This window comes from Tropicibacter sp. Alg240-R139 (genome assembly GCF_900537075.1).
In the GTDB taxonomy this organism is placed as follows: Bacteria; Pseudomonadota; Alphaproteobacteria; order Rhodobacterales; family Rhodobacteraceae; genus Falsiruegeria.
In genome coordinates this window covers 1-26,099 of record NZ_UNRA01000003.1, presented here as the reverse complement: position 1 = coordinate 26,099, position 26,099 = coordinate 1, and the positions used below count along the sequence as shown (strand labels likewise).

The following is a 26,099-nucleotide window of genomic DNA, read 5'->3' as shown; positions in this document are numbered from 1 at the left end:
GTTTCCTGAATAGCCGACGCTGATAACCCAGACTAAGGTCTGGTTCGCAGCCCGTCCACCTTTGCCGGTGGGCGGGTATTTTACTTGCGGTGTTTCCCGGTTAACCGTGAAAAGACTCGCGTGATGGTCGATCGTTTCTGAACAATGGCTCCCTCTGGCGGTTCGGGAAAAGCCGAATTCCGACGAGGTGCAACACGGGCTGCGGTCAGGAAACTGTCTGCATAAACTCCAAGCATTGCGAATATCCTTTGTTGTTGGTGTCTGACATTCATATTGATCAGGGCTGTGAAAAATGCGATTCAATCATAATTCATTTATGTAAGTCAGGATTACATATGAGTTGGCGAAACATGCCCTCCCTGATCTCTCTTCGCGCTCTGGATGCTTTTGCTGTTGAGGGAAACGTCGTTAAAGCGGGGCAGATCCTGAATGTTAGCCATGCTGCCATTAGTCAGCACCTCAAGCAGCTTGAGGCGCACTTGGGAGTTTCGCTTGTCGATCGCAATGGTCGTAGTCTTGTTCTGACGGTTGAAGGACAGCAGCTGGCACGCGCCCTGCGGCTTGGATTTGGTGCGATCACCGCGGCGGTTGAGGAGTTGATGCAAATCGACGCCGCGCGTCCGTTGCATATCTCTTGCACATCGACCTTTGCGACGATCTGGCTGATGCCGCGGCTGCCTGACTTTCGCGTGAAACACCCCGAAATCGACTTAATGCTGGACCCGAATCCGCGCATTGTGGCGCTGGAACCTGGCGGCGTAGACATGGCGATCCGCCATGGCGATGGGAATTGGCCGGGGCTGAATGTCGAAATGCTGGTGCCGTCGGCCATGTCTGTTGTGGCGTCGCCCGCGTTGCTCGGCGGCCGACAGAGCGTAACCCCAGAGGAACTGGCCGAGCTTCCATGGCTGGAAGAGATCGGCGCAAACGAGGCTAACACCTGGTTCGAGTCCCATGGGGTCGAGTTGTTGTCGCGCGGGGCTCGTATCCAATTGCCCGGCAACCTGCTGATCGAAGGAGTGCGTGCGGGTCAAGGGGTCGCGGTGACCGTTCGCAAGTTCGTCGAGGACGATCTGGCCTCGGGGCGGTTGGTCGAACTGTTCTGCGACGAAAGTGCACGGGGCTATTTCATCGTGACCCGTCCCGGTGTTCTGCGGCCACCTGTCAAAGCGTTCCTACAATGGTTGAGGCGTCAAAAAACGCAGGAAATGCTCTGAATTGGGGGAGTTCGGGCAGAGTTGGAACTTTTTTCTGCTTTGGGAGCCCCGGCCCCGCCCATGCAATGCTATGGTAACTGATTACTTAAAACGTGAACCTTGGATACGCTTTTTGACCCATGTCAAAGTTGCCTCATGTATAACCTGTGAAAACACGCCTCGAATAAGCCCATTATCTGGAGTGACGCCGTGAGCGATTCCGAGCCCGCCCCCAGCCTGTACGCCGCACGGGAACCGATCTTTCCTCGACGTGTTTCAGGGCCGTTCCGCAACCTCAAATGGATCATCATGGCGGTGACCCTAGGGATTTACTATCTGACCCCCTGGATCCGTTGGGATCGTGGTCCTAACCTGCCGGATCAGGCGGTGTTGTTGGATATGGCGAACCGTCGGTTCTATTTCTTCTGGGTCGAGATTTGGCCGCACGAGTTCTACTTTGTTGCGGGTCTTTTGATCATGGCTGGGCTTGGGCTGTTCCTGTTCACCTCGGCGCTTGGTCGGGTCTGGTGCGGATATGCCTGTCCGCAAACCGTTTGGACGGATCTCTTTATTCTGGTGGAACGCTGGATCGAAGGCGACCGGAACGCACGTCTGCGTCTTCATAGGCAAAAGAAACTGGATTTCCGCAAAGTGCGTTTACGGATCACCAAGTGGATCACCTGGCTGCTGATCGGTTTGGCAACTGGTGGTGCTTGGGTGTTCTATTTCGCTGATGCGCCAACTCTGTCCGTCGATCTGGTGACTGGCAATGCACATCCGATCGCCTACACCACCATGGCCATTCTGACGGCGACCACCTTTTTCTTTGGCGGGTTTGCGCGCGAACAGATCTGTATCTATGCCTGCCCCTGGCCGCGCATTCAGGCAGCGATGATGGACGAGGATACGCTGACGGTGGGCTACCGCGAATGGCGGGGAGAGCCGCGCGGCAAAGGCAAGCGGACAGCTGATTCCGAACTTGGCGACTGCATCGATTGTATGGCCTGCGTCAACGTTTGTCCCATGGGAATCGACATTCGCGATGGCCAGCAGATGGAGTGCATCACATGCGCGCTGTGTATCGACGCCTGTGACGACATGATGGAAAAGATCGGCAAGCCGCGTGGCCTGATCGACTATATGGCGTTGAGTGACGAGGCCAATGAACGGGCGGGGCAGACTCCTAGAAACATCTGGAAGCACATCTTCCGCCCGCGCACGATGTTATACACCTCTTTGTGGAGCCTTGTTGGTGTCGGTTTGCTGTTTGCTCTGTTCATTCGTGCAGACATTGAATTGACAGTGGCCCCAGTTCGCAACCCGACCTTTGTGACTCTGTCCGACGGTTCGATCCGCAACACTTATGACGTGCGCCTGCGCAACAAACACGGCGAAAATCGACCCTTCCAGCTGTCTATCGCGGGTGATCCATCCATGCGGATTGAGCTTGAGGGGCTTTCTGGTGATACCGTGGATGTGCCCGCCGACACCTCGTTTTTGCAGCGAGTGTATATCGTGGCGCCCAAGGATGCAGGCCCCGCGACGGCAGGCAGCACCGATGTGCGGATCTGGATCGAGGATACGTCGAACGGCGAACGCGCGTATAAAGACACGAACTTTAACGGGAAAGGCAACTGATCATGGCCGAGCGTGAGTTTACCGGCAAACATATGCTGGCCGTGTTCATCGGTGCCTTTGGGATCATCATCACGGTCAATCTGATTTTGGCCTACAACGCGGTCGCGACGTTTCCGGGGCTTGAGGCCAAGAACTCTTACGTGGCTTCGCAGCAGTTCAACGAACGCCGCGACGCGCAAGAGGGATTGGGGTGGACCGTTGATGCCAGGGCCAAAGGCGGTCTGGTGATCCTGTCGATCACCGATGAGGCCGGGCAGCCGGTTCAGGTCGCTCAGCTTGAGGCCGTCTTGGGCCGCGCAACCCATGTGAAGGAGGACTTTGAGCCCGATTTCCAATTCGACGGCAGCGCCTATGTGGCTAAGGCCGAACTGGGCGGCGGTAACTGGAACATTCGCATGAAGGCCAAGGCTCAGGACGGCACCGAATTTGTCCAACGCGTTGTGCTGGATGTCAGGGGTTGACCTGATGGGAGCAGTCACTGCACGACCCCAACCCGCAGCGGCCTGTCCCGGCTGTGTTGTCACGCCGACCGAGCCCGTGCGCCCGATTCCCAAAGATGTGCAACTGGCCCTGTCCTTGCCGACGATCCACTGTCAGGCTTGTATATCCAAGGTTGAGCGGGCGCTGAATGCAGTGCCAGGCGTGCAATCGGCGCGGGTCAACTTGACGCTCAAACGGGCGATGATACAGGCTGAACCGGGTGTCCGGGCCGATGCGCTTATCTCCGTTCTTGAGGCCGAAGGTTTCGAGTCGCATGAGCTGGATGCGGGTGCCTTGTCTGTCACCGGCAGCGACAAGGCCGGGCGCGAGTTGCTGATGCGGCTCGCAGTGGCGGGCTTTGCCTCGATGAACGTTATGCTCTTATCGGTGTCCGTCTGGTCAGGCGCCACGGATGCAACGCGGGACATGTTCCATTGGATCTCGGCCGCGATTGCTTTGCCTGCGATTGCCTTTGCAGGCAAGCCGTTCTTTGAAAGCGCATGGAGCGCGCTGCGTATGCGCCGCCTGAACATGGACGTGCCGATTGTGTTGGCCATCGCGCTGGCGCTGGCGACGTCGCTTTGGGAAACGGCTCTCAGCGGCGAGCATGCCTATTTTGATGCGGCTCTGACGTTGGTATTTTTCCTGTTGGCGGGCCGCTATCTGGATCATCGCACACGGGCCATTGCCCGATCAGCGGCGCAAGAGCTGTCGGCGCTTGAAGTGCCCCGCGCCTTGCGTATCAAAGACGGTGCCGAACAAGAAGTTGCCGTGGCTGACCTGCGGATAGGAGATCTGATCCGGGTGCGGCCTGGTGGACGGATGCCTGTGGATGGTGAGATTGTCGAGGGGCAATCCGAACTCGACCGCTCTCTGCTAACTGGCGAAACCGTCCCGGTCTACGCAGAACCCGGCACAGGAGTAAGCGCGGGCGAGGTCAATCTGACCGGTCCACTGACTATTCGCGCGTCGGCGGTTGGAACTGACACATCGCTGCATCGCATGGCCGATCTTGTGGCGGTCGCTGAATCGGGTCGCTCGCGTTACACCTCGTTGGCGGACAGTGCCGCGAAGCTTTATGCGCCGGGTGTGCACATCCTGTCCGCGCTTAGTTTCTTTGGGTGGTATCTCTACTCTGGCGACTTACGCACGGCACTCAACATCGCTGCTGCGGTTCTGATCATCACCTGCCCTTGTGCGCTTGGTTTGGCAGTTCCTGCAGTGACCACAGCGGCTTCTGGTCGGTTGTTTCGCAAGGGGATGTTGATTAAGCATTCCACCGCTTTGGAACGTCTGGCTGAGATTGACACTGTGGTTTTCGATAAGACCGGTACCTTGACGAAGGGCACGCCTGACCTGACGAACCTCAGCGACATCCCACGCGAAGCTGCGTCGATTGCAGCGGCTTTGGCCGGGGCGTCGTCGCATCCATTGTCGCGGGCGGTGACCCAGGCCGCCGAGGCGGCCGAGATCGACGCAGTGGCAGTGGCAGACGTAACCGAGGTTCCCGGCTTTGGTTCTCAAGGGTTACTAGATGGCAAAACGGTCCGCTTTGGTCGCGCAGCTTGGGTCGGGGCCGAGCAAGGAGCTCATACGGCTGCCTGGTTATCAGTGGATGGTGCCGCACCGGTCGAGTTTCGGTTCAACGATGCTTTGCGCCCTGGAGCAGAGGAGGCGGTTTCGTCCCTGATGGCGTCGGAAAAACAGGTGGTCCTGATGTCCGGTGATACAACCGGCGCAGTCCGCGCTTTGGCCGAGCGGTTGGGGATCACCGACTGGATGGCCGAAGCGTTGCCGCAAGACAAGGCCGCTCGCATCATCGAGATGACCGGGCAGGGACAGTGCGTTTTGATGGTGGGCGATGGCCTGAATGATACGGCGGCTCTGACGGCAGCGCATGTGTCAATCTCTCCAGCGACGGCGTTGGACGCAGCCCGAGTGGCTTCAGACATCGTGCTGCTTGGCACTGACCTGTCCCCAATCGCTGAGGCCTGCGACGTGGCCAAAAAAGCAACACGGCGCATTCGCGAAAACTTTCGCATTGCGACAGTTTACAACGTGATTGCCGTGCCGTTAGCCGTGGCCGGGCTGGCGACGCCTTTGATTGCCGCCTTGGCGATGTCGACCTCTTCGATTACCGTTTCACTGAATGCACTAAGGTTGAGGTAGACCCATGGACGTGATCACATATCTGATCCCGATTTCCTTGTTTCTGGGGGCTGTTGGACTGATTGCCTTTGTCTACACGGTGCGCAGCAACCAGTACGACGATCCCGAAGGGGATGCCCGCCGCATCCTTAGCGATGAATGGGACGATCATCCCAAACCCTGACCCCGAAAGGACATGAGTCTCGATGGACATTTACCGCGCAGGCACTCGCCCCTCCCGCAAAGCCAATGCGGATTGGTTTACGGGCACGGTGTGGCAGGATCCGGTTATCGAAGCACCCGAACCTGCCCGGATCAGGGCCCTGCGAGTGGGGTTCGAGCCCGGAGCGCGGACAGCTTGGCACACGCACCCGATGGGCCAGACGTTGCATGTGCTCAGCGGCGTAGGCTTGGTCGGGTTGCGGGGCAAGCCACCCAAGGTGATCCGCGCAGGCGATACTGTCTGGATCCCGCCGGGTGAAGAGCACTGGCACGGCGCAGGCCCAGAAACCGGAATGGTTCATCTTGCCATGCAAGAAGCGCACGAAGGGCGTGTGGCTGATTGGTTGGAACAAGTCAGCGATGCAGATTATCGGGTGCAACCTGAGTAAATCTATGGTTTTTCATCTTCGTTATGATGTCGGCCAAGCGCCGATGCGCCAAAAGAATAGGTGGTAATTGCACAAGAGCTGCCCTTTGAGATCGCTTGCAGCTGTAAAAGGGGCGACACGAACGCCTGCGTCAGTCGGATCATGGGTAACTTTGAACCGGTTCTGGACTGGTTAGCAAAGCGGCCTTGAATTTGCTCGCAAGCCCCGTTATGTCCCGTTCATTCGGTAGAGAAGGAATGACAGCCAAATGGCCACCACCAATCCGATCCAGTTTATTCAGCAGGTCCGCGCCGAGGTTTCCAAGGTTGTATGGCCGACCCGCCGCGAGGTTCTGCTGACCACGGTCATGGTGTTCATCATGGCAGCCTTGACAGCTGTGTTTTTCGCGTTGGTCGATCTGTCGATCCGCGAAGGGCTAAAGTTGGTTCTGGGCATGTTCGGCTAACGCTGACCCGGCAGAATACGGCGTTGCCTCTTGCGCATTTTGCGCGGTCGGAGTAGGTGACGCACTACCTTCGGGATGGGCGTGCGGCGATTCGAGTTGCGCGCCGCTTTTTATTCCGGGAGCTGCGGTAAGTGCCGTAGAAAAAATCAGGTTTTTGGGTCAGTGCCGAATGGGCTGACTGAACAGGACAAGGACGACAGGTTCATGGCGAAACGGTGGTACTCGGTCAGCGTACTTTCGAACTTCGAGAAGAAGATCGCGGAACAGATCCGCACGTCCGTGGCCGAGCAGGGTCTGGAAGACGATATTGACGAGGTTCTGGTCCCCACCGAAGAGGTGATCGAAGTTCGTCGCGGCAAGAAGGTCACAACCGAGCGCCGTTTCATGCCAGGCTATGTTCTGGTGCACATGGAAATGTCGGATCACGGGTATCACCTGATCAACTCGATCAACCGCGTCACCGGTTTCCTTGGTCCTCAGGGCCGCCCGATGCCGATGCGCGATGCCGAGGTGAACCAAATCCTCAACCGTGTTCAGGAAGGTGAAGAGGCTCCTCGGACCCTTATCATTTTCGAAGTCGGCGAGAAGGTCAAAGTCAACGATGGCCCGTTCGAGGATTTCGATGGCATGATCGAAGAGGTGGACGACGACAACCAGCGCCTCAAGGTGTCGGTGTCGATCTTTGGTCGCGAAACACCGGTTGAACTGGAATTCACGCAGGTCACCAAACAGGGTTGAGACTGCTGTAAGAACAATACCTACCGCGCCGTGATTCCCTTGGGATCGCGGCGTTTTTCTTTTGTAATATCCGACTACGGTGAGCGATAGGCTGTAGCCTAGGCTACCTTTGGAGCGCAGAAAACTGGTGCGTAGTTGGGGGTTCGCTTGCGAATTGCAGATTGTTTCATTGGCCTTTCGCTTCCCTTGTGAGTTTGACCAGTCAACCTCCCACTCGGATTACCCACTTGCCAACCTTACCGCTCCCCTGTAATTGCCGCTCTTATCGTCTTTGGGCGAGATTCTCTCGTGGGAGATTGATGGATCGCGATCCTGAGATCTGACCACGCAACATAGTTTGGGTGGAACGCGTTTCACCTTAGTTGAAAGGAAAACCAAATGGCTAAGAAGCTCGTTGGTTCGATGAAGCTGCAGGTTCCTGCAGGTCAGGCAAACCCCTCTCCGCCCGTCGGCCCCGCACTGGGTCAGCGCGGCATCAACATCATGGAATTCTGCAAGGCGTTCAACGCCAAGACGCAGGAAATGGAGCCCGGCGCGCCGTGCCCGACCGTGATCACCTACTATCAGGACAAGTCCTTTACTATGGACATCAAGACGCCGCCTGCGTCTTACTACCTGAAGAAGGCTGCCAAGGTTAAGTCGGGTGCAAAGACCCCGTCGCGTGAAACTGTTGGTACCGTGACCGCAGCTCAGGTGAAAGAAATCGCCGAAGCTAAGATGAAAGATCTCAACGCCAACGACATCGAAGGCGCAATGCAGATCATCCTGGGCTCTGCCCGCTCTATGGGCATCGAGGTAAAGTAAGATGGCAAAGCTTGGTAAACGCACCCGCGCTGCGCGCGAGGCTCTCGCTGGCAAGGCAAACCTGTCGGTAGAAGAAGCTGTTGCTCTGGTCAAAACCAACGCAACCTCGAAGTTCGACGAAACCATCGAAATCGCCATGAACCTGGGCGTTGACACCCGTCACGCAGACCAGATGGTTCGCGGCGTGATCGGTCTGCCCAACGGCACCGGCAAAACCATGCGTGTTGCTGTATTCGCGCGCGGTCCCAAAGCTGAAGAAGCTCAGGCGGCTGGCGCAGACATCGTTGGCGCAGAGGACCTGATGGAAAGCATCCAGGGCGGCACCATCGAGTTTGATCGCTGCATTGCGACCCCGGACATGATGCCCGTCGTTGGACGTCTGGGTAAAATCCTGGGCCCGCGCAACCTGATGCCGAACCCCAAAGTTGGCACCGTGACCATGGACGTGAAAGCGGCCGTGGAAGCAGCCAAAGGTGGCGAAGTTCAGTTCAAGGCTGAAAAGGGTGGCGTTGTTCACGCTGGTGTTGGCAAAGCGTCGTTCGACGAAGCCAAGCTGGTCGAAAACGTTCGCGCGTTTGTTTCGGCTGTTGCCAAGGCTCGCCCGTCGGGCTCCAAAGGCACCTACATGAAAAAGATCGCTCTGTCCTCGACCATGGGTCCGGGCGTGACGATCGACGTCGCACAGGCCGCTGGCGAGTAAGCCGGAGGCAGGGCATGACCGCAACCTGGCGCGTCGGAGCCATCCTGAACGAGACGCTGGCCGATACTCTTCGGTTTGCGGCTTGGTATCTGGAGGCCGGCGCCGACGGTCTGACCCTGATGTTTGACAATCCCCGGGACCCCGCCATCGGGGTCCTGGAGGCAGATCCCAAAGTCACCTGTATCCCCTGTACTCCGGAATTTTGGGAGGGCCTGGGTTTGACGCAGGACACCCGTTTTCCGAAACGCCAGAATTTTGCACTCAGCCATATCTACCGCACCACATCTGAGGACTGGTTGCTGAACGTGGATGCGGACGAGTTTGTTTATGTGGACGAGGGTAGGATCACGGATCTGTTGTCTGCGCAAGCGGCGGAAACGGAAGCCATTCGCATCGAAACCGCCGAAATTGTCGAGCCTTTGGTTGCGCAGGATACGCTGACCTTTCGGCTGCCGATGGAGCGGGACGTGGCGCGCCGGGTGTATGTGGATAACGCTGAACTGTTCGGCCCCCGCCGCAAGGGGCTCGTGGGGCATCCGCAGGGTAAGTCTGCTACGCGTACCGGGATTGAAGGCGTCTCGTTGCGCCAGCATTGGCCGCAGCGTCGCAATGGTGAGCCGATGGTGGAGCACATGATTGGCCGTCAGGACGGTGCATATCTGCTGCATTTCATTGGCCTGGATTATGATGCCTGGCATGGCAAGCTCGCGTGGCGGGCTGGATCGCGGGGTTTTACCGTACCGTTGACGCATCGGATAGAGACGGCGATGGGCTCGGAAAATGCAGATGTAGAGTTGCAAGAACTGCACGCACGCTTACATAAGGCGTCGCCCGAGCTGTTGAAGCGCCTGCAGGCGGAAGGCGCACGGCTGGATCTGCAGCTGAATTTTGACACCATTGCGCGTCGTGTTTTTGGCGATGCCTTTCCTGGCTGATTTCCGCCCGACCGCGTGTTTTACCTCTTGGAAACCCGTCCGCTGTGCCCTAAGTAGGAGTGCGGAATAAAGCGTGCGATTCGTCGTGCGCTTTATTTTGTTTCGTCCAAGACGGTGGGTGACCTTGCGAAAGGTCTTAATCTCCTGCCTGAGACGGGAAAGACCAATGAGATCGAGGGCTGGACCTTCGGGCGAATTTTGGCTCAACCCCGTATTGCGGACCTAAACGCCGGGATTTCGGTTCCGGCAAATATGAGCCGGGGTGTCTGACGCCCCAAACTTGGAGAGAACTGTGGATAGAGCCCAGAAAGAGAAAGTGGTCGAGGAACTCGGCCAAATCTTCGAAAGCTCTGGCGTCGTTGTGGTTTCCCACTACGTCGGTCTTACAGTTGCTGAAATGCAGGACCTACGCGCGCGTGCACGCGATGCGGGTGGGTCTGTGCGTGTTGCCAAAAACAGGCTCGCCAAAATCGCCCTCGACGGAAAGCCGTGTGAAAGCATCGCCGACCTGCTGACGGGTATGACCGTTCTGACCTATTCCGAGGATCCTGTGGCTGCGGCCAAGGTTGCCGAGGACTTCGCCAAGGAGAACAAAAAGTTCGAAATCCTTGGCGGTGCAATGGGCGAGAACGCTCTGGACCGTGCTGGCGTCCAGGCAGTTTCGAAAATGCCGTCTCGCGAAGAGCTTATTGCTCAGATCGCAAGCTGCATTGGCGCACCTGCTTCGAACATCGCCGGCGCAATTGGCGCACCTGCAAGCAACATCGCAAGCATCCTTTCGACCATCGAAGAGAAGGCGGAAGCTGCGTAAGCGGTTGGCACTGAATGACTGGCGTCGGGAAATTCCAAGGACGTTGGAACACACACACTGTAAACGGAAAGAGCTGATACAATGGCTGATCTGAAAGCACTCGCAGAAAGCATCGTGGGTCTGACCCTGCTGGAAGCACAAGAACTGAAAACCATCCTCAAAGACGAATATGGCATCGAGCCCGCAGCTGGCGGCGCGGTTGTCATGGCAGCTGGCGGCGACGCCGGTGGCGCAGCCGAGGAAGAAAAGACCGAATTCGACGTCGTTCTGAAGAACGCCGGCGCTTCGAAGATCAACGTGATCAAAGAAGTTCGCGCTCTGACAGGCCTGGGCCTGAAAGAAGCCAAAGAACTGGTCGAAGCTGGCGGCAAAATCAAAGAAGCCGTGTCGAAAGACGAAGCCGAAGACGTCAAAGGCAAGCTGGAAGCAGCTGGCGCCGAAGTCGAAGTGGCCTAAGTCACTCGACAGGTGCATCGCTGATGCATCGCAAAATTTGGCTGGGCCCAGAGAAATCCGGGTCCAGCCGAACCTGTCTTAGAAAGGGCTTTGTTGCCCAAAGCCTTTTCTAAGACGCGGTTTATGGATCGGGAGGCTGCCACTCGGGACGGTGGCCATGAATTGATCCGATCGCGTTGTCTCGAATGGCCAAGCTGCCGGGGCCCGACGGCAGACTTGACCGATGAGAAATTGAAAAGGTGACATCTGACATGGCTCAAACGTTCCTTGGCCAGAAACGTCTTCGTAAATATTACGGCAAAATCCGCGAAGTGCTGGATATGCCGAACCTCATTGAGGTTCAAAAATCCTCCTATGACCTGTTCCTGCGCTCGGGCGATGCCGAGCTGCCGCTTGACGGCGAGGGCATCAAAGGTGTGTTCCAATCGGTTTTCCCGATCAAAGATTTCAACGAAACTTCTGTTCTGGAGTTCGTGAAGTACGATCTGGAGAAGCCCAAGTACGACGTCGAAGAGTGCATGCAGCGCGACATGACCTACAGCGCCCCGCTGAAGGTCACCCTGCGCCTGATCGTGTTTGATATCGACGAGGACACTGGCGCCAAGTCGGTCAAGGACATCAAGGAACAAGACGTATTCATGGGCGACATGCCCCTGATGACACCTAACGGTACCTTCATCGTGAACGGTACCGAACGTGTGATCGTGTCCCAGATGCACCGTTCGCCTGGCGTGTTCTTTGATCATGACAAGGGCAAAACCCACTCTTCGGGCAAATTGCTGTTTGCCTGCCGCATCATCCCGTATCGCGGCAGCTGGTTGGATTTCGAATTCGACGCCAAGGACATCGTGTTCGCTCGTATCGACCGGCGTCGTAAACTGCCTGTGACAACCCTGCTGTATGCTCTGGGTCTGGATCAAGAAGCGATCATGGATGCCTACTACAACACGGTTTCCTACAAGCTGGACAAGAACAAGGGTTGGGTTGCCCCGTTCTTTCCCGAGCGTGTACGCGGCACCCGCCCGACCTATGATCTGGTCGATGCGAAAAGCGGTGAAGTTATTGCCGAAGCGGGTAAGAAAGTTACCCCGCGCGCAGTCAAAAAGCTGATCGAAGCGGGTGATGTTACCAACCTTCTGGTTCCTTTTGAACACATCGTTGGCAAATACGTCGCCAAGGATGTGATCAACGAAGAAACCGGTGCCATCTATGTTGAGGCCGGCGATGAGCTGACCTTGGAATATGACAAGGACGGCGACATTATCGGTGGTACTGTCAAGGAACTGATCGACAACGGTGTCCACGACATTCCGGTTCTCGACATCGATAACGTCAACGTCGGTCCGTACATGCGTAACACCATGGCTGTAGACAAGAACATGGGTCGCGACACTGCGCTCATGGACATTTACCGCGTCATGCGTCCGGGCGAACCACCCACCGTCGAGGCCGCTTCGGCGCTGTTTGAAACGCTGTTCTTTGACAGCGAGCGCTACGACCTGTCCGCCGTTGGCCGCGTTAAAATGAACATGCGCCTGGCTTTGGATGCCGAAGACACGCAGCGTACCCTGCGCAAGGAAGACATTGTTGCCTGCATCAAGGCGCTTGTTGACCTGCGTGATGGCCGTGGCGACATCGACGACATCGACCACCTGGGCAACCGTCGTGTGCGTTCGGTCGGCGAATTGATGGAAAACCAGTATCGCGTTGGCCTGCTGCGCATGGAACGTGCGATCAAGGAACGTATGTCGTCGGTCGAGATCGACACCGTCATGCCGCAAGACCTGATCAATGCGAAACCGGCTGCTGCGGCTGTCCGCGAATTCTTTGGCTCGTCGCAGCTGTCGCAATTCATGGACCAGACCAACCCGCTGTCCGAAGTCACTCACAAACGCCGTCTCTCGGCGCTTGGCCCCGGTGGTCTGACACGTGAACGCGCTGGCTTTGAGGTGCGCGACGTGCACCCGACCCACTATGGTCGGATGTGCCCGATTGAAACGCCCGAAGGTCCGAACATTGGTCTGATCAACTCGCTGGCTACTTTTGCCCGCGTGAACAAGTATGGTTTCATCGAAACACCTTACCGCGTCGTCAAAGACGCCGAGGTGACTGATGAGGTCCACTACATGTCCGCGACCGAAGAAATGCGCCACACGGTGGCTCAGGCTAACGCGACGCTGGATGAAAATGGCAAGTTCATCAACGATCTAGTGTCGACCCGTCAGTCGGGCGACTACACCTTAGCTCCGCGCGAAAACGTGGACCTGATCGACGTGTCGCCCAAGCAGCTGGTCTCGGTTGCGGCCTCTCTGATTCCGTTCCTGGAAAACGACGACGCCAACCGTGCTCTGATGGGCTCGAACATGCAACGTCAGGCGGTTCCGCTGTTGCGTGCCGAAGCGCCGCTGGTCGGCACCGGGATCGAAGAAGTTGTTGCCCGTGACTCGGGTGCTGCGATCATGGCGAAGCGTGCAGGCATCATCGACCAGGTCGATGCGCAGCGTATCGTTATCCGCGCGACGTCTGATCTGGAATTGGGCGACGCTGGTGTTGACATCTACCGCATGCGCAAATTCCAGCGTTCGAACCAGAACACCTGCATTAACCAGCGTCCGCTGGTCAAAGTAGGTGACACGGTTCTGAAGGGCGAAGTGATTGCCGATGGCCCGTCCACTGACATGGGTGAACTGGCCTTGGGTAAAAACGTGGTCGTCGCGTTTATGCCTTGGAACGGTTACAACTACGAAGACTCGATCCTGATCAGCGAACGTATCGCGCGTGATGACGTCTTTACCTCGGTTCACATCGAGGAATTTGAAGTTGCCGCCCGTGACACCAAGCTGGGTCCAGAAGAGATCACTCGCGACATCCCGAACGTCGGTGAAGAAGCGCTGCGCAACCTCGACGAGGCTGGCATCGTTTACATCGGTGCGGACGTTGAGCCGGGCGATATTCTGGTCGGCAAGATCACTCCGAAGGGCGAAAGCCCAATGACCCCGGAAGAGAAGCTGTTGCGCGCCATCTTTGGCGAAAAAGCTTCGGACGTGCGCGACACCTCGCTGCGCGTGAAGCCGGGTGACTTCGGTACTGTGGTCGAGGTCCGTGTGTTCAACCGTCACGGCGTCGAAAAAGACGAGCGTGCGCTGCAGATCGAACGCGAAGAAGTCGAGCGTCTGGCCCGAGACAGGGACGACGAAATGGCGATCCTGGACCGCAACATCTATGCCCGTCTCAAAGGCATGCTGCTGGGTAAATCCGCCGTCAAAGGCCCCAAAGGGGTTCGTGCCGGTTCGGAAATTACCCAAGATCTGCTGGACACGCTGATCCGTGGTCAGTGGTGGCAGCTGGCCCTGGAAGACGAGCAGGACGCACAGGTGGTCGAAGCTCTGAACGAGCAGTACGAAGTGCAAAAGCGCGCTTTGGATGCCCGTTTTGAAGACAAGGTCGAAAAAGTCCGCCGTGGCGACGACCTGCCGCCGGGTGTGATGAAGATGGTCAAAGTCTTCATCGCCGTGAAGCGCAAGCTGCAGCCGGGTGACAAGATGGCCGGTCGTCACGGGAACAAAGGTGTTATTTCCAAGGTTGTCCCGATGGAAGACATGCCGTTCCTGGCCGATGGTACACCGGTTGACTTCTGTTTGAACCCGCTGGGTGTTCCCTCGCGTATGAACGTCGGTCAGATCCTTGAAACCCACATGGGTTGGGCCGCGCGCGGTCTGGGTCTGAACGTAGATGATGCGCTGCAGGAATACCGCCGTTCGGGCGACCTGACCCCGGTGCGTGAGGCGATGAACCATGCTTATGGTGAAAACGTCTATGCCGAAGGTCTGGCTGATCTGTCCGAAGGTGAACTGGTTGAAGCCGCTGGTAACGTGACCCGTGGTGTGCCGATCGCAACGCCGGTCTTTGACGGTGCGAAAGAGGCAGACGTCAACGATGCGCTGGTGCGAGCGGGCTTCTCGGAAAGCGGTCAGTCGGTTCTGTTCGACGGCCGCACCGGTGAGCAGTTCGCGCGTTCGGTGACCGTGGGCATCAAGTACCTGCTGAAACTGCACCACCTGGTCGACGACAAGATCCACGCGCGTTCGACTGGTCCGTACTCGCTTGTTACGCAGCAGCCGCTGGGTGGTAAGGCGCAGTTCGGTGGTCAGCGCTTTGGTGAGATGGAGGTCTGGGCTCTGGAAGCTTACGGCGCCGCCTACACCCTGCAGGAAATGCTGACCGTCAAGTCGGATGACGTTGCAGGCCGGACCAAGGTCTATGAATCGATCGTCAAGGGCGAAGACAACTTTGAAGCGGGCGTACCGGAATCGTTCAACGTTCTGGTGAAAGAAGTCCGTGGTCTCGGCCTGAATATGGAACTCCTGGATGCGGAGGAAGAGTAGGGGCGGTCGCGCCCCACACTCATCCCATCCCAATTTGTAAGGACGCAAAATGAACCAGGAACTGACGAATAACCCGTTCAACCCGCTGACCCCGCCGAAGGTCTTTGACGAGATTAAGGTCTCGCTGGCTTCGCCGGAGCGGATTCTGTCGTGGTCATACGGCGAAATCAAAAAGCCGGAAACCATCAACTATCGTACGTTCAAGCCTGAGCGTGACGGTCTGTTCTGCGCTCGCATCTTTGGCCCGATCAAGGACTACGAATGCCTGTGCGGCAAATATAAGCGCATGAAGTATCGCGGCGTTGTCTGCGAGAAATGCGGTGTTGAAGTTACACTCCAGAAAGTGCGCCGCGAGCGTATGGGCCACATCGAGCTGGCCGCGCCCGTTGCACACATCTGGTTCCTGAAGTCGCTGCCGTCCCGCATCGGTCTGATGCTGGACATGACGCTGCGCGATCTGGAACGTGTTCTGTATTTTGAAAACTATGTTGTCATCGAGCCGGGTCTGACCGACCTGACCTATGGTCAGATGATGACTGAAGAAGAGTACATGGACGCGCAGGATGCGTTTGGCATGGACGCCTTTACCGCCAACATTGGCGCCGAAGCGATCCGTGAAATGCTGGCTGCGATCGACCTGGAAGCCGAAGCCGAGCAGCTGCGTGCCGATCTGGCCGAAGCAACTGGCGAGCTGAAGCCCAAGAAGATCATCAAGCGTCTGAAAGTGGTTGAGAGCTTCCTGGAATCCGGCAACCGCCCGGAATGGATGGTCCTGACCGTGATCCCCGTGATCCCGCCGGAACTGCGTCCGCTGGTACCGCTGGATGGTGGTCGTTTCGCGACCTCGGATCTGAACGATCTGTATCGCCGCGTGATCAACCGGAACAACCGTCTGAAGCGTCTGATCGAGCTGCGTGCACCTGACATCATCGTCCGCAACGAAAAGCGGATGTTGCAGGAATCCGTTGATGCCTTGTTCGACAACGGCCGTCGTGGCCGCGTGATCACCGGCGCCAACAAGCGCCCGCTGAAATCACTGTCGGACATGCTGAAAGGTAAGCAGGGTCGTTTCCGTCAGAACCTTTTGGGCAAGCGCGTCGACTTTTCGGGCCGTTCGGTTATTGTCACGGGTCCGGAACTCAAGCTGCACCAATGTGGCCTGCCCAAGAAGATGGCGCTGGAGCTGTTCAAGCCGTTCATTTACTCGCGTCTTGAAGCCAAGGGTCTGTCTTCGACTGTGAAACAGGCGAAGAAATTGGTCGAGAAAGAGCGTCCCGAAGTTTGGGACATTCTGGACGAGGTCATCCGCGAACACCCTGTCATGCTGAACCGTGCGCCTACGCTGCACCGTCTTGGCATTCAGGCGTTCGAACCGGTCCTGATCGAAGGTAAAGCGATCCAGCTGCACCCGCTGGTCTGTTCGGCCTTTAACGCCGACTTTGATGGCGACCAGATGGCTGTTCACGTTCCGCTGAGCCTTGAGGCCCAGCTGGAAGCGCGTGTTCTGATGATGTCGACGAACAACGTTTTGTCGCCTGCAAACGGCGCGCCGATCATCGTTCCATCGCAGGATATGATCTTGGGTCTCTACTATCTGACCCTGGAGCGTGAAGGCATGCCGGGTCAAGGCATGGTGTTCGGTTCGATCGAAGAGGTTCAGCATGCGTTGGACGCAGGTGTCGTACACCTGCACACAAAGATCACTGCGCGGGTCACTCAGTACGATGACGAAGGCAACGAAGTGTTTGAGCGCTTTGAAACCACTCCAGGCCGTGTCCGTTTGGGTGCGCTACTGCCTGCCAATGCCAAGGCTCCGTTCGAGTTGGTGAACCGCCTGCTACGTAAGAAGGAAGTGCAGCAGGTCATTGACACCGTCTACCGTTACTGCGGTCAGAAAGAGTCGGTCATCTTCTGTGATCAGATCATGACCATGGGCTTCCGCGAGGCGTTTAAGGCCGGTATTTCGTTCGGTAAGGACGACATGCTGATCCCGGAGGACAAGTGGGAAATCGTAGACGAGACTCGCAATCAGGTGAAGGATTTCGAACAACAGTACATGGACGGCCTGATCACACAGGGCGAAAAGTACAACAAGGTTGTCGATGCCTGGTCGAAGTGTAACGACCGTGTCACCGATGCGATGATGGGCTCGATCTCGGACGTGCAAAAGCACGAGGACGGTTCTGACAAGGAACCGAACTCGGTCTACATGATGGCCCACTCGGGTGCGCGTGGTTCGGTTACTCAGATGAAACAGCTGGGCGGTATGCGCGGCCTGATGGCCAAGCCGAACGGCGACATCATCGAGACACCGATCATCTCGAACTTTAAAGAAGGCCTGACCGTTCTCGAGTACTTTAACTCGACACACGGTGCCCGTAAGGGTCTGTCTGATACTGCTTTGAAAACGGCCAACTCGGGTTATCTGACCCGTCGTCTGGTAGACGTGGCGCAGGACTGCATCGTTCGTATGAACGACTGCGGAACCGAAACTGCGATCACCGCCGAAGCGGCCGTCAACGATGGTGAAGTCGTCTCCTCGCTGGCCGAGCGTATTCTGGGCCGTGTTGCGGCAGAGGATATCCTTAAACCGGGCACAACTGAGGTTCTGATTGCGGCTGGTCAATTGATTGACGAGCGCATGTCGGACTCCGTTGACGAAGCTGGTGTCGCCTCAGCACGGATTCGCAGCCCGCTTACCTGTGAGGCCGAAGAGGGCGTCTGTGCCATGTGTTACGGTCGTGACCTGGCGCGCGGCACCAAGGTGAACACCGGCGAGGCCGTCGGTATCATTGCGGCGCAGTCCATCGGTGAGCCTGGTACACAGCTGACGATGCGGACCTTCCACATCGGCGGTGTTGCCCAAGGTGGTCAGCAGTCGTTCCAAGAGGCTGGCCAGGACGGTGTCATCGTCTTTGAAAACGCTCAGACTCTGGCAAACTCGGCAGGTGACAACCTGGTGATGGGCAGGAACATGAAGCTGATCATCAATGACGAGCACGGCGAAGAGCGTGCCAGCTTCAAGCTGGGTTACGGCTCCAAGTTGTTCGTCAAGGACGGTGACAAGATCGGTCGCGGCGACAAGCTGTTCGAATGGGACCCCTACACCCTGCCAATCATTGCTGAAAAAGACGGCACCGCAAAGTATGTCGACCTGGTGTCTGGCCTCGCTGTACGTGACGAGACCGATGATGCCACCGGCATGACCCAGAAGATCGTGATCGACTGGCGCGCGGCCCCCAAAGGCAACGAGTTGAAGCCTGAGATCATCCTGGTAGGCGAAGATGGCGAGCCGGTCCGCAATGATGCGGGCAACCCGGTTCACTATCCGATGTCCGTGGATGCGATCCTGTCGATTGAAGATGGCGATAAGGTAAAGGCCGGTGACGTTGTTGCGCGTATCCCGCGTGAAGGCGCCAAGACCAAGGACATCACTGGTGGTCTGCCGCGTGTGGCCGAACTATTCGAAGCGCGTCGTCCCAAGGATCACGCAATCATCGCTGAAGAAGATGGTTACGTGCGCTTTGGACGCGACTACAAGAACAAGCGTCGCATCACCATCGAACCTTCGGACGAAAGTCAGGAGCCCGTCGAATACATGGTGCCCAAGGGCAAGCACATTCCAGTTGCGGAAGGTGACTTTATCCAGAAGGGTGAATACCTGATGGATGGTAATCCGGCCCCGCACGACATCCTGTCCATCATGGGTGTCGAGGCGCTGGCGGACTACATGATCGACGAGGTTCAGGACGTTTACCGTCTGCAGGGCGTGAAGATCAACGATAAGCACATCGAAGTTATCGTGCGCCAGATGCTGCAGAAGTGGGAGATCCAGGATTCTGGTGACACCACGCTGCTCAAAGGCGAACATGTGGACAAACAGGAATTCGACGCTGCCTGTGAAAAGGCACTGTCGAAAGGCGGTCGTCCGGCACAGGGCGAACCGATCCTGTTGGGTATCACCAAAGCTTCGTTGCAGACCCGTTCGTTCATCTCGGCTGCGTCGTTCCAGGAAACAACTCGTGTTCTGACCGAGGCATCTGTCCAAGGTAAGAAGGACAAACTGGTTGGCCTGAAAGAGAACGTCATCGTGGGTCGCCTGATCCCGGCTGGTACTGGTGGCGCAACTCAGAGCGTTCGCGGTATTGCAACCGATCGCGACAATGTCGTGATCGAAGCCCGCCGCGAAGAGGCTGAAGCTGCCGCTGCGCTGGCTGCTCCGGTTATGGACGGCGACATCATCGGTGACGATGATTTCGACACGCTGGTGGACACGCCTGAAAGCCGCGATTGATCTTCGCGATAGCTGGTAAAAAAACCCCCGCGCCGTTGGTGCGGGGGTTTTTCTTTTTTCTGGCTTACTGATACAGGGGCCGTGGACCTGTTCATCACTCACAACCACAAACGGACCAAGACCATGACTGCCAGCAAACGTATCGTTCTTTCCAGCGACCACGCGGCCATCGACCTGCGCCAGAGCCTTGCCAAACACATCGGGGCAATGGGATGGGAGGTCGTCGATATCGGTCCGGCCACACCGGAAAGTACACATTACCCGAAACACGGCGAAGCGGCGGCGCGTCACGTTGCATCGGGTAAGGCTGATCTGGGCATTATCCTGTGCGGCACCGGCCAGGGCATCATGATGGCAGCCAACAAGGTCAAGGGTGTTCGTTGCGGTGTTTGCGCCGACCCCTTCTCGGCCCGGATGATCCGCGAACATAACAACGCCAACATGTTGTCCATCGGTGCCCGCGTGATTGGCGAAGCGCTAGCGTTGGAAATTGTCGATGCGTTTCTGGGCGCTGAGTTCGAAGGTGGCCGTCACGCGACGCGCGTCGATATGATCACTGCCATCGAAGGGTGATACGGATGATCCTAATCTGAGGTAAAGGGGGCAGGCCAGGGCGTTACCCGGTTTTGCGTGTCCAGCTATTACTTCGGGTACGCATGGTGTCGTGTGAATGTGAAGTGCAATAGGGCCCGAGACTTGCTGAAACTCAGCACAGTTGGATCGGTTCGATCTCCGATGCAGACACCGACCTTTTTTCACCGAGGCGTTTGCCTCGCTCGATAAAAATAGTCGAGCTCTTGCGTTTCCTTGAACGTATTGCCAAGAATCCTGAGACGCATTTCCAGATGACTCTGGACGACTTGAGGGCGCAGTGAACATGTCTCCAAATATTCGCGGCGCGCTGCTGATGATGTGCAGCATGGCAGCCTTTACGATCAACGATGCCTTTATGAAGAAGCTTGGAGCGACGATCCCGCTGTTCCAACTGATCACGATGCGGGGCCTGTTGACCTGTATCCTGATTTTTATGCTTGCGCGTTATCTTGGCAAAGTGGATCTGAGGATACCAAAAGGGGATCGGCTACTTGTCTTGATCCGCTGTGCGGCCGAGGTGGCAACTACCTTTTTCTTTTTGACAGCGTTGATGAATATCCCGCTCGCAAATGTCACTGCAGTACTTCAGGCCTTGCCGTTGACAGTAACGCTTGGGGCGGCAGTGTTCTTTGGCGAACGGGTGGGATGGCGCCGGTACATGGCCATTGGCGTGGGGTTTTGCGGAATGTTGCTGATTGTTCGTCCCGGGCCAGAGGGTTTCAACATCTTTTCGCTCTATGCCATGGCTGCGATGCTGTTGGTGACGCTGCGTGATTTGATCACGCGCAAAATGTCCGCAAATGTGCCATCGATGACTGTGACATTGGCGACGGCGCTATCGGTCACGAGCGTCGCCGCTGTCGCCTCGGCGACCGAGCCTTGGGTGGTGGTTACACCAGGTTCGATGGTTTTGGTCGCGAGCACTGCGATTTTTATTTTGCTGGGGTATCTGTGCAGCGTCATGGTCATGCGCATCGGAGAGGTGTCGTTCATCGCACCGTTCCGCTACACAAGCCTGATTTGGGCGTTGTTGCTGGGATGGTTCATGTTTGGGGATTGGCCGGACAAGGTGACTTTGATTGGCGCCACGGCCGTGGTTGGAGCAGGATTGTTTACACTATTCCGGGAACGGGTCGTCAAAAAGCGGCATGAGCCTGCCTGACCAGATCTTCGTCGATGGCAAAGCGCGCTTGAAACTCGGCTGATTGATCAGCGTTCAAAGGTTCCAGCTTAGCCTTGCTGCGGCGTCCGTCGTTGGAATCGTTGAACTCTCCAAAAGAACGCACCCACATAGGGGCATCTGGGTAGCTGATCACAGGCATAAAGCGTCCCATTCGGTGGTGCATGAAGTTCATGATCGTTTGATTGCAACCACCTTCGACATACATACCCAGTCCGACTCCTAGTAGGGACTGGTAGACCGAGCAGGATTTGATCCCAGTTCTGTCCAATCTGGCCAGAAAACCGTTATTGAAATCTATCGCAACCGTCGCGTTGTCAGCCATAAGTCCCTTGGCGTCCGTAGGCGCGGCACGCAGCCGCTCGACAAAATCGACGGACACTGCATCGTCATCGTCATGGCGAAACTGAAGGCAAGGTTGGTTTTTGTTCTTACGGGCCGAGTTGATCACTTGTTTCATCACCGGACGATGGCGGTCGGGTTCACGTTCAACGATCTGAATCTGTTTCATGTTGGCCGTCACATCCTGCAGGCGGTCTCGTGACTCTCTGGGTAGGCAGGTTCCGGTTACAACGAGCAGGGTGAAGTCATCGTCGGTCTGTTCGCGAAAGCAGGGTAGCGAAATGGTTTCAAATAGGGCAAAACGCTCTTCCAGCCGGGCCGGATCGTACAAGAAGCGGCGCCGAGCTTCGAGAGATTCGTGCTCAATCTGAAAGCCACCCAATGCTGGATAAGAAAAGCGGCACAGGCCAATGACTTGCATAAGTAATCCGTTTTGTGTTTGTCGAGCAAACTATGACAACGCGCCCCTGCAGGTGCAAGTGGCGCAGCCGTGGGTGTTGCAACTGCTCAGGTGCTATTGCAAAAGGTAACGACGGAAAACCCGACGGTCGAGCGACTGTTGACACGCGGACCGACTCCCCATATACGCGCGCTATCTCGGCATAGGGGGTCGCCCCGCCGCCGACTTCAGAGATGGAGTGGTCAAGGCCCGAACACCTTTTTCGTTCGCGCCCTCTGAAAACCAACCGCGACGTTCACCTCGGAATGGGAACGTTCGCGGATTTTGCGCTTGTGGACGCACGAACGCAGCAAGTTTAGCCGCACGCAACCGCGCGTGCATGTCATGTGTGTTGCAAAACGGGGAAGAAACCGGAATGCCAACTATTCAACAGCTGATCCGCAAGCCGCGTCAGCCTAAAGTAAAACGCTCGAAGTCCATGCACCTTGAGCAGTGTCCGCAAAAGCGTGGCGTCTGCACTCGCGTGTACACCACCACACCGAAAAAGCCGAACTCGGCTATGCGTAAGGTCGCCAAAGTGCGCCTGACCAACGGTTTCGAGGTCATCTCGTACATCCCAGGTGAAAGCCACAACCTTCAGGAGCACTCTGTGGTTCTGATCCGTGGCGGTCGTGTAAAAGACCTTCCAGGTGTGCGTTACCACATCCTTCGCGGTGTTCTGGATACCCAGGGCGTCAAAGATCGTAAGCAACGTCGTTCGAAGTACGGCGCGAAACGTCCTAAGTAAGAAGGAGAGGCTGATATGTCACGTCGTCACGCCGCCGAAAAACGCGAAGTCCTGCCCGACGCCAAATTTGGCGACAAGGTTCTGACTAAATTCATGAACAACCTGATGATCGACGGCAAAAAGTCGGTTGCAGAAAAGATCGTCTATAACGCGCTGGACCGCGTTGAGACCAAGATCAAGCGCGCACCTGTCGAAGTCTTCCACGAAGCGCTCGACAACATCAAACCGTCGGTCGAGGTTCGCTCGCGTCGTGTTGGTGGTGCAACCTATCAGGTTCCCGTCGAAGTCCGCCCCGAGCGCCGCGAAGCCCTGGCAATTCGTTGGTTGATCACCGCATCGCGTGGTCGCAACGAAAACACCATGGAAGAGCGCCTTGCCGGTGAACTGATGGACGCTGTTCAGTCCCGCGGTACCGCCGTCAAAAAACGCGAAGACACTCACAAGATGGCCGAGGCGAACAAAGCCTTCAGCCATTATCGTTGGTAAATTCCAGAGGACATTAGACCAATGGCACGCGAGTATACACTCAACCATTACCGTAACTTCGGTATCATGGCGCACATCGATGCAGGTAAAACCACCTGCTCCGAGCGGATCCTGTATTACACCGGCAAATCCCACAACATTGGTGAGGTGCACGACGGTGCAGCCACCATGGACTGGATGGAGCAGGAGCAGGAACGCGGCATCACCATCACCTCAGCGGCGACCACCACTTTCTGGGAACGCACCGAAGATGGCGAAACTGCTGACTCTGAAAAGCACCGTCTGAATATCATCGACACCCCTGGCCACGTTGACTTCACCATTGAAGTTGAACGTTCGCTGGCGGTTCTCGACGGTGCTGTCTGTGTTCTGGATGCCAACGCTGGTGTTGAGCCCCAGACCGAAACCGTGTGGCGTCAAGCTGACCGCTACAAGGTTCCGCGTATGGTGTTCGTCAACAAGATGGACAAAATCGGCGCTGACTTCTTCAACTGCGTTCACATGATCGAAGACCGCACTGGTGCACGCGCTGTTCCGGTTGGTGTTCCGATCGGCGCAGAAACCGAGCTGGAAGGCCTGGTTGATCTGGTGACCATGGAAGAATGGCTGTGGCAGGGCGAAGACCTTGGCGCATCGTGGATCAAAGCACCGATCCGCGAAAGCCTGCAGGACATGGCCGACGAGTGGCGTGGCAAAATGGTCGAAGCGGCCGTCGAAATGGACGACGACGCGATGATGGAATACCTGGAAGGCAACGAGCCCGACGTTCCAACCCTGCGCAAACTGCTGCGCAAGGGCACCTTGGAAATGGCGTTTGTTCCTGTCCTGGGTGGTTCGGCGTTCAAGAACAAAGGCGTTCAGCCCTTGCTCAACGCGGTGATCGACTATCTGCCCAGCCCGCTGGACGTTGTTGATTACATGGGCTTTAAACCCGGCGACGAAACTGAAACCCGTGACATCCCCCGCCGTGCGGATGATGACATGGCGTTCTCAGGCCTGGCGTTCAAAATCATGAACGACCCCTTCGTTGGTTCGCTGACCTTCACCCGCATCTATTCGGGTACCCTGAACAAGGGTGACACGCTCATGAACTCGACCAAAGGTCGTAAAGAGCGTGTTGGCCGGATGATGATGATGCACTCGAACGACCGTGAAGAGATCACGGAAGCGTTCGCGGGCGACATCATTGCGCTGGCAGGTCTGAAAGACACCACCACAGGTGACACGCTCTGCGCGCAGAACGATCCGGTGGTTCTTGAAACTATGACCTTCCCCGATCCGGTTATCGAGATCGCTGTTGAACCGAAAACCAAAGCGGACCAAGAGAAAATGTCTCAGGGTCTGGGTCGTCTGGCTGCAGAAGACCCCTCCTTCCGTGTGGAAACTGACATCGAAAGCGGTCAGACCATCATGAAAGGCATGGGCGAACTTCACCTGGACATCCTGGTTGACCGTCTCAAGCGTGAATTCAAGGTCGAAGCGAACATTGGTGCACCTCAGGTTGCATACCGTGAGACCATCGGTCACGAAGTCGAGCACACCTATACCCACAAGAAACAGTCGGGTGGTTCGGGTCAGTTTGCCGAGGTGAAGATCATCATCTCGCCGACAGAGCCGGGCGAAGGGTATTCGTTCGAGAGCCGCATCGTTGGTGGTGCTGTTCCTAAGGAATACATCCCAGGTGTTGAAAAAGGCATCAAGTCCGTCATGGATAGCGGCCCGTTGGCTGGCTTCCCCGTGATCGACTTCAAGGTTGCCCTGATCGATGGTAAGTTCCACGACGTTGACTCCAGCGTTCTGGCCTTTGAAATCGCGGCTCGTATGGGCATGCGCGAAGGCATGAAGAAAGCTGGCGCCAAGCTGCTGGAACCGATCATGAAGGTCGAAGTGATCACGCCGGAAGAATATACGGGTGGCATCATTGGTGACCTGACATCGCGTCGGGGTCAGGTGTCTGGTCAAGAGCCTCGCGGCAACGCAATCGCGATTGATTGCTTTGTACCGCTGGCGAATATGTTCGGCTACATCAACACTCTGCGTTCGATGTCGTCGGGCCGCGCCCAGTTCTCGATGCAGTTTGATCACTACGATCCGGTCCCGGGCAACATCTCGGAAGAGATCCAGGCCAAATTCGCATAAATCCGGGTGGCGGGGTGAACCCCGCCCTACCCACCACCGTAGGGTGGGGCCTGCCCCACCATCCGCAGATAAAGAGGAGCCTAACCATGGCAAAGGAAAAGTTTGAGCGTAACAAGCCGCACGTGAACATCGGCACGATTGGCCACGTTGACCACGGCAAAACCACGCTGACCGCAGCAATCACCAAATACTTCGGTGACTTCAAAGCCTACGACCAGATCGATGGCGCACCTGAAGAAAAAGCCCGCGGCATCACCATCTCGACCGCACACGTCGAGTATGAGACCGAGGGTCGTCACTACGCCCACGTTGACTGCCCCGGCCACGCCGACTACGTCAAGAACATGATCACCGGTGCCGCCCAGATGGACGGCGCGATCCTGGTTGTGAACGCTGCTGACGGCCCGATGCCTCAGACCCGCGAGCACATCCTGCTGGGCCGCCAGGTTGGCATCCCGTACATGGTCGTCGTCATGAACAAAGTTTACCAGGGCGAAGCACAAGAGCTGCCGGAACCGGTGGAAATGGAA

At 56.8% G+C, this 26,099-nt stretch carries 23 protein-coding genes; 21 read left to right on the top strand and 2 right to left on the bottom strand.

Annotated features, from left to right (window positions below; translation table 11 throughout):
* Positions 1–335 precede the first annotated feature (335 nt).
* From G6R15_RS13070 to G6R15_RS13045, 6 genes are all read left to right on the top strand, one after another.
* Positions 336–1,217: a LysR family transcriptional regulator gene (locus G6R15_RS13070; RefSeq protein WP_164660334.1), complete on the top strand. Its 882-nt coding sequence runs from the start codon at positions 336–338 to the stop codon at positions 1,215–1,217.
* Between the two features lie 189 nt (positions 1,218–1,406).
* Entirely contained in the window at positions 1,407–2,834 is a 1,428-nt protein-coding gene (gene ccoG / locus G6R15_RS13065; protein ID WP_164660333.1) for a cytochrome c oxidase accessory protein CcoG, read from the top strand.
* Between the two features lie 2 nt (positions 2,835–2,836).
* A complete protein-coding gene (locus G6R15_RS13060) occupies positions 2,837–3,295 on the top strand; it encodes a FixH family protein (protein WP_164660332.1) in 459 nt (152 codons plus the stop codon).
* A gap of 4 nt (positions 3,296–3,299) precedes the next feature.
* Complete coding sequence (locus tag G6R15_RS13055; RefSeq protein WP_164660331.1) at positions 3,300–5,483, top strand: heavy metal translocating P-type ATPase; 2,184 nt, start codon at positions 3,300–3,302, stop codon at positions 5,481–5,483.
* A gap of 4 nt (positions 5,484–5,487) precedes the next feature.
* Positions 5,488–5,646 carry a cbb3-type cytochrome oxidase assembly protein CcoS gene (gene ccoS, locus G6R15_RS13050; RefSeq protein WP_164660330.1) on the top strand — a complete coding sequence of 53 codons (159 nt, stop codon included), beginning with the start codon at positions 5,488–5,490 and terminating at the stop codon, positions 5,644–5,646.
* A gap of 22 nt (positions 5,647–5,668) precedes the next feature.
* On the top strand, positions 5,669–6,073 hold the full coding sequence (locus G6R15_RS13045; protein WP_164660329.1) for a cupin domain-containing protein: 405 nt from the start codon (positions 5,669–5,671) through the stop codon (positions 6,071–6,073).
* A 2-nt stretch (positions 6,074–6,075) separates the two neighbouring features.
* Here G6R15_RS13045 and G6R15_RS13040 read toward each other — a convergent pair whose 3' ends face one another.
* Positions 6,076–6,216, bottom strand: a complete 141-nt coding sequence (locus G6R15_RS13040) for a hypothetical protein (RefSeq protein ID WP_164660328.1) — start codon at positions 6,214–6,216, stop codon at positions 6,076–6,078.
* 104 nt (positions 6,217–6,320) lie between these two features.
* Between G6R15_RS13040 and secE the strand changes: the two genes are divergently transcribed.
* The 11 genes from secE to G6R15_RS12985 all read left to right on the top strand — a co-directional run bounded on the left by secE (position 6,321) and on the right by G6R15_RS12985 (position 21,397).
* The gene (gene secE / locus G6R15_RS13035; RefSeq protein ID WP_164660327.1) at positions 6,321–6,518 is read left to right on the top strand and encodes a preprotein translocase subunit SecE; all 198 of its coding nucleotides are present in this window, start codon (positions 6,321–6,323) and stop codon (positions 6,516–6,518) included.
* A 204-nt stretch (positions 6,519–6,722) separates the two neighbouring features.
* On the top strand, positions 6,723–7,256 hold the full coding sequence (gene nusG / locus G6R15_RS13030; protein ID WP_164660326.1) for a transcription termination/antitermination protein NusG: 534 nt from the start codon (positions 6,723–6,725) through the stop codon (positions 7,254–7,256).
* 378 nt (positions 7,257–7,634) lie between these two features.
* The gene (gene rplK / locus G6R15_RS13025) at positions 7,635–8,060 is read left to right on the top strand and encodes a 50S ribosomal protein L11 (RefSeq protein ID WP_164660325.1); all 426 of its coding nucleotides are present in this window, start codon (positions 7,635–7,637) and stop codon (positions 8,058–8,060) included.
* A 1-nt stretch (position 8,061) separates the two neighbouring features.
* On the top strand, positions 8,062–8,760 hold the full coding sequence (rplA, locus tag G6R15_RS13020) for a 50S ribosomal protein L1 (protein ID WP_164660324.1): 699 nt from the start codon (positions 8,062–8,064) through the stop codon (positions 8,758–8,760).
* Between the two features lie 14 nt (positions 8,761–8,774).
* Complete coding sequence (locus G6R15_RS13015) at positions 8,775–9,695, top strand: glycosyltransferase family 2 protein (protein WP_164660323.1); 921 nt, start codon at positions 8,775–8,777, stop codon at positions 9,693–9,695.
* 292 nt (positions 9,696–9,987) lie between these two features.
* A complete protein-coding gene (gene rplJ / locus G6R15_RS13010; protein ID WP_164660322.1) occupies positions 9,988–10,506 on the top strand; it encodes a 50S ribosomal protein L10 in 519 nt (172 codons plus the stop codon).
* Between the two features lie 81 nt (positions 10,507–10,587).
* Positions 10,588–10,962 (top strand): 50S ribosomal protein L7/L12, encoded by a 375-nt coding sequence (gene rplL / locus G6R15_RS13005; protein ID WP_164660321.1) that lies wholly within the window; start codon positions 10,588–10,590, stop codon positions 10,960–10,962.
* Between the two features lie 251 nt (positions 10,963–11,213).
* Entirely contained in the window at positions 11,214–15,347 is a 4,134-nt protein-coding gene (rpoB, locus tag G6R15_RS13000) for a DNA-directed RNA polymerase subunit beta (RefSeq protein WP_164660320.1), read from the top strand.
* Positions 15,348–15,396: 49 nt separating this feature from the next.
* Positions 15,397–19,641 carry a DNA-directed RNA polymerase subunit beta' gene (gene rpoC, locus G6R15_RS12995; protein WP_164660319.1) on the top strand — a complete coding sequence of 1,415 codons (4,245 nt, stop codon included), beginning with the start codon at positions 15,397–15,399 and terminating at the stop codon, positions 19,639–19,641.
* A 123-nt stretch (positions 19,642–19,764) separates the two neighbouring features.
* Positions 19,765–20,214 (top strand): ribose 5-phosphate isomerase B, encoded by a 450-nt coding sequence (gene rpiB / locus G6R15_RS12990; RefSeq protein ID WP_164660318.1) that lies wholly within the window; start codon positions 19,765–19,767, stop codon positions 20,212–20,214.
* Between the two features lie 304 nt (positions 20,215–20,518).
* Complete coding sequence (locus G6R15_RS12985; RefSeq protein WP_164660317.1) at positions 20,519–21,397, top strand: DMT family transporter; 879 nt, start codon at positions 20,519–20,521, stop codon at positions 21,395–21,397.
* Here G6R15_RS12985 and G6R15_RS12980 read toward each other — a convergent pair.
* Positions 21,372–22,178, bottom strand: a complete 807-nt coding sequence (locus tag G6R15_RS12980) for a putative rhamnosyl transferase (protein ID WP_164660316.1) — start codon at positions 22,176–22,178, stop codon at positions 21,372–21,374. The genes G6R15_RS12985 and G6R15_RS12980 overlap by 26 nt on opposite strands.
* Before the next feature lie 394 nt (positions 22,179–22,572).
* Between G6R15_RS12980 and rpsL the strand changes: the two genes are divergently transcribed.
* The 4 genes from rpsL to G6R15_RS12960 form a co-directional block, all read left to right on the top strand.
* Positions 22,573–22,944, top strand: coding sequence for a 30S ribosomal protein S12 (rpsL, locus tag G6R15_RS12975; RefSeq protein WP_005621086.1), 372 nt, complete (start codon positions 22,573–22,575; stop codon positions 22,942–22,944).
* Between the two features lie 15 nt (positions 22,945–22,959).
* Positions 22,960–23,430 carry a 30S ribosomal protein S7 gene (gene rpsG / locus G6R15_RS12970; protein ID WP_164660315.1) on the top strand — a complete coding sequence of 157 codons (471 nt, stop codon included), beginning with the start codon at positions 22,960–22,962 and terminating at the stop codon, positions 23,428–23,430.
* Positions 23,431–23,451: 21 nt separating this feature from the next.
* A complete protein-coding gene (gene fusA, locus G6R15_RS12965; RefSeq protein ID WP_164660314.1) occupies positions 23,452–25,569 on the top strand; it encodes an elongation factor G in 2,118 nt (705 codons plus the stop codon).
* Between the two features lie 86 nt (positions 25,570–25,655).
* Positions 25,656–26,099 (top strand): GTP-binding protein (locus G6R15_RS12960; RefSeq protein WP_164660313.1); only part of this gene is annotated, 444 nt, incomplete at its 3' end.

Excerpts from the sequence above, each read along its gene's own strand:
- G6R15_RS12985 (WP_164660317.1), top strand. The coding sequence starts at position 20,519 with ATGTCTCCAAATATTCGCGGCGCGCTGCTGATGATGTGCAGCATGGCA.
- rpsG (WP_164660315.1), top strand. The coding sequence starts at position 22,960 with ATGTCACGTCGTCACGCCGCCGAAAAACGCGAAGTCCTGCCCGACGCC.
- secE (WP_164660327.1), top strand. The coding sequence starts at position 6,321 with ATGGCCACCACCAATCCGATCCAGTTTATTCAGCAGGTCCGCGCCGAG.
- rplA (WP_164660324.1), top strand. The coding sequence starts at position 8,062 with ATGGCAAAGCTTGGTAAACGCACCCGCGCTGCGCGCGAGGCTCTCGCT.
- G6R15_RS13045 (WP_164660329.1), top strand. The coding sequence starts at position 5,669 with ATGGACATTTACCGCGCAGGCACTCGCCCCTCCCGCAAAGCCAATGCG.
- G6R15_RS13040 (WP_164660328.1), bottom strand. The coding sequence starts at position 6,216 with ATGATCCGACTGACGCAGGCGTTCGTGTCGCCCCTTTTACAGCTGCAA.
- G6R15_RS13060 (WP_164660332.1), top strand. The coding sequence starts at position 2,837 with ATGGCCGAGCGTGAGTTTACCGGCAAACATATGCTGGCCGTGTTCATC.
- rplL (WP_164660321.1), top strand. The coding sequence starts at position 10,588 with ATGGCTGATCTGAAAGCACTCGCAGAAAGCATCGTGGGTCTGACCCTG.
- fusA (WP_164660314.1), top strand. The coding sequence starts at position 23,452 with ATGGCACGCGAGTATACACTCAACCATTACCGTAACTTCGGTATCATG.
- nusG (WP_164660326.1), top strand. The coding sequence starts at position 6,723 with ATGGCGAAACGGTGGTACTCGGTCAGCGTACTTTCGAACTTCGAGAAG.
- rpsL (WP_005621086.1), top strand. The coding sequence starts at position 22,573 with ATGCCAACTATTCAACAGCTGATCCGCAAGCCGCGTCAGCCTAAAGTA.
- rpoB (WP_164660320.1), top strand. The coding sequence starts at position 11,214 with ATGGCTCAAACGTTCCTTGGCCAGAAACGTCTTCGTAAATATTACGGC.
- rplK (WP_164660325.1), top strand. The coding sequence starts at position 7,635 with ATGGCTAAGAAGCTCGTTGGTTCGATGAAGCTGCAGGTTCCTGCAGGT.
- G6R15_RS12980 (WP_164660316.1), bottom strand. The coding sequence starts at position 22,178 with ATGCAAGTCATTGGCCTGTGCCGCTTTTCTTATCCAGCATTGGGTGGC.
- G6R15_RS13055 (WP_164660331.1), top strand. The coding sequence starts at position 3,300 with ATGGGAGCAGTCACTGCACGACCCCAACCCGCAGCGGCCTGTCCCGGC.
- ccoS (WP_164660330.1), top strand. The coding sequence starts at position 5,488 with ATGGACGTGATCACATATCTGATCCCGATTTCCTTGTTTCTGGGGGCT.
- rpiB (WP_164660318.1), top strand. The coding sequence starts at position 19,765 with ATGACTGCCAGCAAACGTATCGTTCTTTCCAGCGACCACGCGGCCATC.
- G6R15_RS13070 (WP_164660334.1), top strand. The coding sequence starts at position 336 with ATGAGTTGGCGAAACATGCCCTCCCTGATCTCTCTTCGCGCTCTGGAT.
- G6R15_RS13015 (WP_164660323.1), top strand. The coding sequence starts at position 8,775 with ATGACCGCAACCTGGCGCGTCGGAGCCATCCTGAACGAGACGCTGGCC.
- rpoC (WP_164660319.1), top strand. The coding sequence starts at position 15,397 with ATGAACCAGGAACTGACGAATAACCCGTTCAACCCGCTGACCCCGCCG.